Source organism: Tepidiforma sp., assembly GCF_026419595.1.
In the GTDB taxonomy this organism is placed as follows: domain Bacteria; phylum Chloroflexota; class Dehalococcoidia; order Tepidiformales; family Tepidiformaceae; genus Tepidiforma.
In genome coordinates, this window is sequence record NZ_JANZZD010000014.1 from 66,446 (window position 1) to 76,585 (window position 10,140).

Sequence of the window (10,140 nt, forward strand, 5' to 3'; positions counted from 1 at the left end):
GCCGTGACCCAGCGCCCCGTGCTCTTCCGCAACGCTTCGGTGTTCGATGACGGCGCCCGCACCTTCCGCGCCGGGCTCGATGTCCTCTGCCGTGACGGCCGCATCGAACGCATCGCCCCCGCCGGCTCCGCCGGCGACGTCCCCCCGGACACCCGTGTGGTGGACGCCGGCGGCGCCTTCCTCATCCCCGGCCTCATCGATTGCCACGTCCACCTCACCTCCGCGGGCGACCCGGACGAACTCGGCGCGCTGCGCGCCGAACCCCTCCCCGTCCGCGCGTGGAAGGCGGCCCGCAACGCCGCCGCCACCGTCCGCGCCGGCGTCACCACCGTCCGCGACCTCGGCGCCGCTGACCACCTGAACATCCACCTCGCCCGGGCCGTGGATTCGGGCCTCATCGAAGGCCCGCGCATCCTCGCCGCCGGCTACGGTGTGACGATGACCGGCGGCCACGGCCACGGCTTCATCGCCGTCGAGGCCGACGGCCCGGACGAAGTCCGCAAGCGCGTCCGCGAGCAGCTCCGCGCCGGCGCCGCGGCCATCAAGCTCTTCGCCAGCGGCGGCGTGATGACCCCTGGGGTCGACCCGCGCTCGCCCAGCTTTACGCTCGAAGAGCTCCGCGCCGGCGTCGAAGAGGCGCACAAGGCCTTCCGCGTCGTCGGCGCCCACGCCCAGGCCACCGAAGGCATCAAGAACGCCATCCTCGCGGGCGTCGATTCCATCGAGCACGGCGTCTGGCTTGATGAGGAAGCTATCGACATGATGACTGCCCGCGGGACGTACCTCGTCGCGACCCTGACGGCCCCGTGGCAGATCGCTCACATGGGCGCCGAGGCCGGCGTCCCGCAGTACATGGTCGAAAAAGGCTGGCAGGTGCTCGAATCGCACGAAGCGAGCTTCCGCGCCGCCATCCGGGCCGGCGTCCGCATCGCGATGGGCACCGACCAGGGCACCCCCTTCAACCGGCCCGGCGAAAACGCCCAGGAGCCCGCCCGCATGGTCCGCCTCGGGCTTTCGCCTGCCGCGGCGCTCCTCGCCTCGACTGCCTGGGCGGCCGACCTTCTCCGCCTCGCCGACCGCTCCGGCCGCATCCGCGAAGGCCTCGATGCCGACCTCGTCCTGCTCGCCCGCGACCCGCTCGCCGATATCGCCGCGCTCGCCGACCCGTCAGCGATCCGCGTAGTGCTCGCCCGCGGCAAGATGGTGGTCGAGCGAATTCCCGAAGCGCACCAACCGGAGGCCTCATGAGCCAGCTCCAGAAGATCATCGCCCGCATCCAGCGCCGGGAGGGCCCGGCCATCGGCTTCGGCCGCGTCCCCCGCGAGCAGCCCCGCGCGATGGCGCTCCTCGCGACGGTCCGCGATGCCGCCGCCGCCCGCGCCGCCCTCGATGCCGGCGCCGATGCGGTCCTCTTCCTCGCGGGCAGCGCGGCCCTCGCGGCCGACCAGCTCCGCGGCGTCGCCGGCCCGAAGGTCGCCGCCGGCGTCTCGCTCCCGGTCCTCTCCGTCGCCGACGCCGAGAAGCTCCGCGAGGCCGGCTGCGACTTCGTCGTCAGCCCCCTCGAAACGACCGACTCGGCCGCCGTCGACGTCGAAAAGATGGGCCACCTCGTCGTCGCCAGCGAATCCATCGAAGACAACACCCTCCGCGCGCTCGGCCCGCTCGGCCTCGACGGCCTCTTCGTCCAGCGCGCCCACGGCCCGATGAAGCTCTCCGAGCAGCTGGGCCTCGTCCGGCTGGCCTCCTTTTCGAATACCGGCCTCGTCGTGACCGTCGACCTCGCCTCCTCCGCCGCCGACCTCCGCGTGCTCCGCGATTCCGGCGCCGTCGCCATCGTGGCGCCCGAAGGCGCTTCAGCCGCCGATATCGCCAGCCTCAACGAGCGCCTCCGCGCCGTCCCCGCGCCCCGCAAGGCGCGCTCCGATTCGAACCAGGTCGCGCTCGTCCCCTCCCTCATCGGCGGCCACGACCACGATGAAGAGGACGACGACGGGGACGGCGAGGAGGACTGAGATGCCGCAGGTCGCCGTCGAACGCTCCGGCAGCGTCGCCGTCCTGACCATCACCAACCCGCCCCGCGGGTACATGGACGCCGCGACCGTCGCCGAACTCGACGCCGCAACCGCGGAGCTCGAACGCGACGACGCCGTCCGCGCGGTCGTCATCACCGGCGGCGTCCCCGGCGTCTTCATCCGCCACTACTCGGTCCACGAACTCGAAGCGCTCGCCCGCCAGCTCCGCGAGCGCGGCGTCGCCGTCGACCCTGCCCGGCCGCTGCCGCCGCGCGACATCGACCGCGTCTTCGGCCGCCTCGAGGAGATGCCGAAGCCGGTCATCGCCGCCATCAACGGCTTCGCCATGGGTGGCGGCTTCGAGCTCGCGCTCTGCTGCGACCTGCGCGTCGCCGAGGAAGGCCCCTACGAGCTCGGCCTGCCGGAAGTCCGCCTCGGCATCCTCCCCGGCGCGGGCGGCACCCAGAAGCTCCCCGCGCTCGTCGGCGCCGCCCGCGCGCTGGAGATGACGCTCCGCGGCCGCACCGTCTCGCCCGCCGAAGCCCGCAGCCTCGGCCTCGTCCACGAACTCGTCCCGGCCGGCCGCGCCCGCGACCGCGCGCACGAACTCGCCGCCGAGCTCGCGTCGCTCCCGCCCCGCGCCGTCGGCCATATCAAGCGGCTCGTCCGCGCCTCGGCATCGATGAGCCGCGCCGAGGGCCTCGCCCTCGAACGCACCCTCTTCCTCGACCTCCTCCTCTCCGACGAGGCCCTCGAACGCATGTCGCGCATGAACGCCGATGACCGCGACATCCGCGACGCCTGAAGCGGAACCTGCGGCCATCCGCAGCGCGCTCGCTGGCTGGTACGCCGCCCGCGGCCGCCACACGCTCCCCTGGCGCCGCACCCGCGACCCCTACGCCGTCCTCGTCTCCGAAATCATGCTCCAGCAGACGCAGGTCGAGCGGGTGCTCCCGTACTATGCTGCCTGGCTCGAACGCTGGCCGAGCCACGCCGCGCTCGCCGCTGCCGCGCCAGCCGACGTGATCACCGCGTGGCGCGGCCTCGGCTACAACCGCCGGGCACTCGCCCTCCACGCCGCCGCCCGCCGGGTCGTCGAGGTCCACGGCGGCGAATTCCCGTGGGAGCCGTCCGCGCTCCGCGCCCTCCCCGGCGTCGGCCCGTACACCGCCGCCGCCCTCCGCTGCTTCGTCCGCGATGAACCTGTCCCCGTGCTCGATACCAACATCGCCCGGGTCGTGGCCCGTCTCGCGGCCGGCATCGCGCTCCCCCGAGACCTTTCCCCGAGGCAGCTCGAAGCTGCGGCTGCCGCGCTGCTCCCGGACGCCGGCGCGCGCGACCACAACCTCGCCCTGATGGACCTCGGCGCGCTCGTCTGCACGGCGCGAAACCCCGCCTGCGGCGCATGCCCGCTCGCCGCCGGCTGCCGCTGGCGGCGCGACGGCCAGCCGCCGCCCCGGGCTGCGGCGAAACGCCTGGCGCCCCGGTTCGAGCAGACGGCACGCTACGCCCGCGGCCGCATCATCGACCGCCTCCGCTCCGGCCCTGCCGCCGAGGACGAACTCCGCGCCATGCTCCCGGCGGGCCACCGGCCGCGCCTCGCCGGCTACCTCGCCGCGCTGGAGCGGGACGGGCTCGCCGTGCCGATCGGCAGCGGCGCGTGGGCGCTCCCGCCCGGCTGAGCCGGCCTAGGTGCCTTCCTGCCAGCTCGCCAGGTAGCGCTGCTGCTCCTCGGTCAGGTAGTCGATCTGGATGCCCATCGCGTGCAGCTTCAGCCGCGCGATCTCCTGGTCGACTTCGTGCGGGATTTCGTAGACCTTCTTCTCGAGCTTCTGCGCGTTCTGCGCGATCCACTCCGCCCCGAGCGCCTGGTTCGCGAACGACATGTCCATCACCGCCGCCGGGTGGCCCTCGGCGGCCGCCAGGTTCACGAGCCGGCCTTCGCCCAGCAGGTACAGCCGCCGCCCGTCGAGCAGCCGGTACTCGTCGACCGAGGCGCGGACGGCCCGCTTCCCCTCGCTCATCGCCTGGAGCGCCTTCAGGTTGATTTCGCTATCGAAGTGGCCGCTGTTCGCGAGGATCGCGCCGTCCTTCATCGCCTCCAGGTGCTGCCGGTCGATGACGTTGATGTCGCCCGTGAGCGTGACGAAGATGTCGCCCAGCTTCGCCGCCTCGGCCATCGGCATGACCCGGTAGCCGTCCATCACGGCCTCGAGCGCCTTCACCGGGTCCACCTCGGTCACGATGACCTGCGCGCCCATGCCGCGCGCCCGCGCCGCGACGCCCCGGCCGCACCAGCCGTACCCGGCCACCACGAACGTTTTCCCCGCGAGCAGGATGTTCGTCGCCCGGACGATGCCGTCCACGGTCGACTGGCCGGTCCCGTACCGGTTGTCGAACAGGTGCTTCGTATCCGCCTCGTTCACCGCAACGATGGGGTAGCCGAGCGCGCCGGCCGCTGCCATCGCCCGCAGGCGGATGACGCCCGTCGTCGTCTCCTCCGTGCCGCCGACGACGCCGGCGAGCAGGTCGCGCCGGTCCTTGTGCAGCGTCGCCACCACGTCGGCGCCGTCGTCCATCGTCAGCTGCGGGCCGTGCTCCAGCGCCTGGTGGATGTGCCGGTAGTAGGTCTCGTTGTCTTCGCCGCAGATGGCGAAGACCGGGATGCCGTACTCCTCCACCAGCGCGGCCGCCACGTCGTCCTGCGTCGAAAGCGGGTTGCTCGCGCAAAGCCGCAGCTCGGCCCCCCCGTCGCGGAGCGTGATGGCGAGGTTCGCCGTCTCCGTCGTCACGTGCAGGCAGGCCGTCATGCGGATGCCGCGGAGCGGCTGCTCGCGCTGGAACCGCTCGCGGATCAGCCGCAGCACGGGCATCTCGCGCGCGGCCCATTCGATGCGCCGGACGCCTTCCGGCGCAAGGCGTGGATTGGCGATGTCAGACGGGGTCGACAAACCGGGGACTCCTGGGTCGGTCTCGAAGCGCCCTGCCTAGTCGTGCAGGGTTACGAAGGCTCCATCATACTTCCGGCCCCGGATAGCGGCACGGAGCCGCCGCATCGTCGAGCCGAGGCCGGAGGGATCGCGGCGCGTCGCGCTCGCCTCCACCAGCTGGCACGCCTCGCGATAGCCGAGCCGCGCGTACGCCGCCACCGCCGGCGTGTTCCGGGGGTCGACCGTCAGCACCACATAGTCGCAGCAGTCGAGCAGCGCCTCCGTCACCGCGCTCGTCGCGCTCGTCGCGAGCCCCCGGCCCCGGTACGCCGGGTGGGTGAACACGTTGCCCACCACCGCCACGCCCTCCTGCCGCGAGACGACGTGCGTGCCCGCAATCGCCACCAGCCGCCCTTCCAGCACGACGCCCCGGTAGACACCGCTGTCGATGTGCTCCGGGATGTAGTAGCTCGGCCCGTTCTCGCTCCCGTAGAGCGCGTTGATTTTCCGGATGTCGACGCCGGTCAGATGAACCGTTTCGAAGACCTGCGCCGGCCGGAAGGTATCGCGCGTCACCACCATCCGGGTCATCGGCTGCTGCGTGGCCAGCCGGTACACGCGCTTCAGCACCTCCACGTGCTGCGGCTGGCAGGTCGCGTACGTCTGCGCCGTCCCCGGGTGGATCGACAGCACCGCATGGATCGCGTCCGGGTCGCCCATCACGAAGGTGGCGTCGCCGAGCCCGCCCCGGCTGTGCAGCACGAGCCCGACGCCCGTCGTCCCCCGCGCGAGGAACCAGCGCGTCCGCGCGAACAGCTCCGGCTCCAGCTGGCCGAGGGCGTAGGCGGTATACTCGACCCGCGCCCGGAGCAGCGGCCGGATTTCGTCCGGGTCGCGCAGCTGCCGGACGACGTAATCGAGCCGCCGCGCCGGGATGCCGCCGAGCCGCAGCTCCCGCTCTGCCATCAGTCGCCGACCTCGAAGTGCGTCAGCGCGCGGAATTGCCGGTAGCGCTGCTCCACCTCGTCCCGCTCGAGTGTCAGCAGCCGCGACGGCCCGAACCCTTCCACGCAGAAGGAGGCGACCGTCGACCCGTAGATGATCGCCCTGCGGATCTCCCGCTGGTCGATGACCGGCACCGCATCGAGGTAGCCCATGAAGCCGCCGGCGAAGGCGTCGCCCGCCCCCGTCGGGTCCACCACCTCCTCGAGCGGGTAGCCCGGCGCGACGAAGTAATCCTCGCCGCTGATGTAGGCCGCGCCGTATTCGCCGAGCTTGATGACCACCGCCTTCGTGCCCCCGTCGAGCAGCTTCCGGCCGGCCCGCGCGATGCTGGGCACCCCGGCGAGCTCCCGCGCTTCGCTTTCGTTGATAGACACGACATCGGCCGCCCGGATGGCGTTCATCAGCTCATCCCGCGCGCCGTCGATGAAGAACTTGATGGTGTCCACCATCTTCGTCCGCGCACCCGGCACCATCGCCATCAGCCGCTGCTGGAGCACCGGGTCGCCCGCTGCGGCGAACAGCCCGCTCGAATCCTCCCAGCCGGGCGGCAGCTTCGGCTCCCACGCTGCGTTCACCCCGAGCACCGTATAGAGCGTGTCGCGGCTGTTCATGTCGTAGTGGTAGCGGCCGCCCCAGCGGCTCGTTTCGCCGCCGGGCACCACTTCGAGCCCGGCGAGGTCGATGCCCGGCCGCTCCAGCGCCCGCCGCATTTCGTCCGGGAAGTCCTCGCCGACGGCGGCCAGCAGCCGCACCTCCGTGAAGAGCGAGGCCGCCAGCGCCGCGCACGTCGCCGACCCGCCGAGCGAGCCCTCGCGCCGCTCGAACGGCGTCTCGATTTCGTCGATCGCCACCCACCCGGCGATGAGCAGGCTCACGTCGCCGCCTCCAGCCAGCGACGGAGGATCGGCCCCAGCCGCTCCCGCACCTCCGCGGGGACGGCCGAACGGGGCGCCACGATCGCGGCGTCGAGCGCCGTCGCGCAGGCGCACCCCTCGCGCGGGGGCAGCGCGCCCGTCAGCAGCCGAACGGCCTGCTGGCTCACCGCAACGTTCCGGCGGAGGGTGTCGAACACGGTCGCGGCGTCCACCGCCGCTTCGGTCTCATGCCAGCAATCGTAATCCGTCACGCAGGCCAGCGTCGCGTAGCAGAGCTCCGCCTCCCGCGCGAGCTTCGCCTCCGGCAGCGCGGTCATCCCGATGAGGTCGGCCCCCCAAGCCCGGTGCAGCTCGCTCTCCGCCCGGGTCGAAAACGCCGGCCCCTGCATCACGACGTACGTCCCGCCGTCGTGCACCGTGGCGCCCGCGCCCCGCGCCGCCGCCAGCGCCGCGGCCCGCATCCGCGGGCAGAACGGTTCGCCGAAGCTGATGTGGCCGACCAGGCCGTCGCCGAAGAACGTCGAGGGCCGGCCCCACGTCCGGTCGATGAGCTGCGACGGCACGACGAGGTGTCCCGGCGCGTACACCTCCCGCAGGCTGCCGACCGCCGAGACGGAGAGAACGCGCTCGACGCCGAGCTGCTTCAGCGCCCAGAAGTTCGCGCGCTGCGGCAGTTCGGAAGGCAGCAGCGTGTGGTGCCGCCCGTGCCGCGCGAGGAACGCCACGCGCCGCCCGCCGAGCGTCCCGACCCGGATGCGGTCGCTCGGCGGCCCGAAGGGTGTGGTGATTTCGACCTCCTCGACGTCCTCCAGCCCCGGCATCTCGTAGAAGCCGGAACCGCCGATCACCGCCAGCGGGATCCGTTCGCTCATCGCCGCGCAGCCTCCCGTTCGTCGTGCTCGAGCAGGGCCGCGAGCGCCGCCCGGTAGGGCGGCCGCGCGGTGCCCCGCTCCGTGATGATGCCTGCGATGAGGTCGGCCGGCGTCACGTCGAAGGCCGGGTTCCACGCCTCGATGCCGGCCGGCGCCCAGCGCACGCCGCCGAAGCCGCCGACCTCATCGGCGGCGCGAACCTCGATCGGGATCTCCTCCCCCGAGGCGCAGGCAGGGTCGAAGGTGCTCGTCGGCGCCGCGATGTAGAACGGAACGCCGGCCCGCGCTGCCGCCAGCGCCAGCCCGAGCGTGCCGACCTTGTTCGCCGTGTCGCCGTTCGCCGCGATGCGGTCCGCCCCGGTGATGACCGCCGCCACCTTCCCCGAGACGACGAGCGCTGCCGCTGCCGTATCCGGCAGCAGGACGACCGGGATGCCGGACCGCTGCAGCTCCCACGCCGTCAGCCGCGCCCCCTGCAGCAGCGGCCGCGTCTCCGTGACGTAACACCGTGCGAGCCGCCCTGCGGCGTGCGCCGCCCGCACCACCCCCAGCGCCGTCCCGGCGCCGCCCGTGGCGAGCGTGCCCGTGTTGCAGTGGGTCAGCACGTCGCCTGGGGGCAGTGCGTCGCGGCCGTGCGCAGCGAGCGCCGCGTCCTCGGCCTGCCGCCGCCGGAGGTAGGCCGCACAGAAGGCCCACGCCGCCGTCGCGCGCTCCCGTTCGGGCACGGCGAGCGCAGCATCCCGGCAGGCGGCGGCCCCCGTCGCCAGCTCGACGGCCGTCGGCCGCACCCGCCCGACCCGCTCCGCTGCCGCCCGGAGCGCGGCCTCGGAGGAGTCTGCCTCTGCCGCGATGGCCACGCCCGCCGCACCGCACAGCCCCAGCAGCGGCGCGCCGCGCACCCGCAGCGAACGGATCGCCTCCTCCAGCACGTCGAGGCCGCGTATCTCCAGCCAGCGCTCTTCGTGCGGCAGCCGCGACTGGTCGAGCACCCGCAGCGCCGGCCGTTCGAACCGAATCACGTCGAAGGGCGGCTCCACGCTACGCCTCCGCGAACCGGATGAGCGCATCGACGCGGTAGGCAGCCAGCCGCTCCCGCCCGCCGAGGCCCTCCAGTTCGATGAGGAACCCCATCCCGGCGACCCTCGCGCCCAGCAGCTCGACGAGCTTCGCCGCCGCGAGCGCCGTCCCGCCGGTCGCGAGCACGTCGTCGACGATGAACGCCGCCGTGCCCGGCGCGAGCGCATCCTGGTGGATGTCCAGCCGCGACTCCCCGTATTCGAGCGCGTACTCCACCGTGAGGCGCGCGGCCGGCAGCTTCCCCTCCTTCCGGATGGGCACGAACGGCAGCCCCAGCCGGTCGGCGATGGGCGCGCCGAAGAGGAACCCCCGGCTTTCGATGCCGACGACCGCCCCCGGCGCCGCCGCCCGCGCCCGCTCCGTCAGCCCGTCGAGCGCCGCGCGGAAGGCCGCTGGCTCGCCGAGGAGCGGCGTGATGTCGCGGAACAGGATGCCCTGCCGCGGGAAATCCGGGATGGTGCGGATGTGCCGTTCGAGCTCCACGCCGGGATTGTACGCCAGCCCCGCCAGGCGGCACCCGGGCGGGCCCCGAGGGGCCCGTTCCCCGGCCTTTACCTTCGCTCGCAGCCTGTCCGGCACCTTCACCGGTCCCGGCGCCATGCTCGGAGTGAAGGAGCTCACCTATGGCTGCACCAAACCGCCGCTTCGAAAACGAACGCCACCCCTTCCTGAAAGTCGCCGCCGCGGTCGTCGCCCTCGCGACGTTCGCGTCGATCTGGACCGCCTTCTCCTCCGCCTACGCCTCGGACAGCGCGGCGAACGCCGACCCCGAATCCTTCGTCGCGGTCAGCGCCGTGGACAGCACCGCCCAGCCGCCGGTCACGGCAAACGAGACCCCCGCCGCCGGGTCCGCGACGCCGTCGGCTGTTTCGAGCGCCGGCTCTGCCCCGCCGCCGACGGTCGCGCCGTCTACCGGCGGCCAGCGCGGCAGCTCGATCGCCCCCGTCCAGCGGAGGTCGCGCGGCTCATGACCTCCTGGCGCCTCGGGCTGCTCTCCGGTCTCGCCGCCGTCGCTGCCATCCTGCTGGTTCGGACCTCCGGGGCCAGCGCCGCGGCCCACACCTGGCATGCCCTCCGGGCGGCCGGGTTCGTTGCCTACCTGCTGTTCTGGGTCTCGTGCCTCTCCGGCATGGCCTTCTACCTCCGCATCGCGGTTCCGCGTGTGCGCGCCTCGGTCCTGTTCGAACTGCACCGCGTCACCGGTGTGCTCGCCGCCGCGTTCCTCGCCGGCCACCTCGTGGGCGTCCTCGTCGACCCGTGGATTGATTTCCGCGTCATCGACATCCTCGCCGGGGCGACCGCCTCCTACCGGCCGTTCGCGCTCTTCCTCGGCGCCGTCGGCGCATGGGCCGTCGCCATCGTCGTGGGC

The 10,140-nt window shown here is 73.1% G+C and carries 11 protein-coding genes and 1 pseudogene; 6 read left to right on the forward strand and 6 right to left on the reverse strand.

What is annotated here, in order from left to right:
* Window positions 1-3: 3 nt before the first annotated feature.
* Genes N2041_RS09040 through N2041_RS09055 form a run of 4 tightly spaced genes read left to right on the forward strand, consistent with a single transcriptional unit; the run spans window position 4 to window position 3,694 of the window.
* Window positions 4-1,248, forward strand: coding sequence for an amidohydrolase family protein (locus tag N2041_RS09040; RefSeq protein ID WP_297677965.1), 1,245 nt, complete (start codon window positions 4-6; stop codon window positions 1,246-1,248).
* Complete coding sequence (locus N2041_RS09045) at window positions 1,245-2,012, forward strand: hypothetical protein (RefSeq protein WP_297677967.1); 768 nt, start codon at window positions 1,245-1,247, stop codon at window positions 2,010-2,012. Before N2041_RS09040 ends, N2041_RS09045 begins: the two co-directional genes overlap by 4 nt.
* Before the next feature lies 1 nt (window position 2,013).
* Window positions 2,014-2,817 carry an enoyl-CoA hydratase/isomerase family protein gene (locus N2041_RS09050; protein WP_297677969.1) on the forward strand — a complete coding sequence of 268 codons (804 nt, stop codon included), beginning with the start codon at window positions 2,014-2,016 and terminating at the stop codon, window positions 2,815-2,817.
* Complete coding sequence (locus tag N2041_RS09055) at window positions 2,792-3,694, forward strand: A/G-specific adenine glycosylase (protein ID WP_297677970.1); 903 nt, start codon at window positions 2,792-2,794, stop codon at window positions 3,692-3,694. The genes N2041_RS09050 and N2041_RS09055 overlap by 26 nt, the downstream gene beginning before the upstream one ends.
* 6 nt (window positions 3,695-3,700) lie before the next feature.
* Here the strand turns inward: N2041_RS09055 and ahcY are convergent, their stop codons facing one another.
* The 6 genes from ahcY to N2041_RS09085 are packed head-to-tail and all read right to left on the reverse strand — an operon-like array spanning window position 3,701 to window position 9,254.
* Window positions 3,701-4,963, reverse strand: a complete 1,263-nt coding sequence (gene ahcY, locus N2041_RS09060) for an adenosylhomocysteinase (RefSeq protein WP_297677972.1) — start codon at window positions 4,961-4,963, stop codon at window positions 3,701-3,703.
* 36 nt (window positions 4,964-4,999) lie between these two features.
* Window positions 5,000-5,908, reverse strand: coding sequence for a GNAT family N-acetyltransferase (locus N2041_RS09065; RefSeq protein ID WP_297677974.1), 909 nt, complete (start codon window positions 5,906-5,908; stop codon window positions 5,000-5,002).
* On the reverse strand, window positions 5,908-6,822 hold the full coding sequence (locus tag N2041_RS09070; RefSeq protein ID WP_297677976.1) for a PfkB family carbohydrate kinase: 915 nt from the start codon (window positions 6,820-6,822) through the stop codon (window positions 5,908-5,910). The genes N2041_RS09065 and N2041_RS09070 overlap by 1 nt, the downstream gene beginning before the upstream one ends.
* Window positions 6,819-7,694, reverse strand: a complete 876-nt coding sequence (mtnP, locus tag N2041_RS09075; protein WP_297677978.1) for an S-methyl-5'-thioadenosine phosphorylase — start codon at window positions 7,692-7,694, stop codon at window positions 6,819-6,821. Before mtnP ends, N2041_RS09070 begins: the two co-directional genes overlap by 4 nt.
* Complete coding sequence (gene mtnA, locus N2041_RS09080; protein WP_297677980.1) at window positions 7,691-8,731, reverse strand: S-methyl-5-thioribose-1-phosphate isomerase; 1,041 nt, start codon at window positions 8,729-8,731, stop codon at window positions 7,691-7,693. Before mtnA ends, mtnP begins: the two co-directional genes overlap by 4 nt.
* 1 nt (window position 8,732) lies before the next feature.
* On the reverse strand, window positions 8,733-9,254 hold the full coding sequence (locus N2041_RS09085) for an adenine phosphoribosyltransferase (protein WP_297677982.1): 522 nt from the start codon (window positions 9,252-9,254) through the stop codon (window positions 8,733-8,735).
* Between the two features lie 140 nt (window positions 9,255-9,394).
* Between N2041_RS09085 and N2041_RS09090 the strand changes: the two genes are divergently transcribed.
* Both N2041_RS09090 and N2041_RS09095 read left to right on the forward strand, forming a co-directional pair.
* Window positions 9,395-9,742, forward strand: a complete 348-nt coding sequence (locus tag N2041_RS09090) for a hypothetical protein (protein WP_297677984.1) — start codon at window positions 9,395-9,397, stop codon at window positions 9,740-9,742.
* Window positions 9,739-10,140, forward strand: a pseudogene (locus N2041_RS09095) (hypothetical protein); the annotation flags it as partial. The gene N2041_RS09090 and the pseudogene N2041_RS09095, both read left to right, overlap by 4 nt.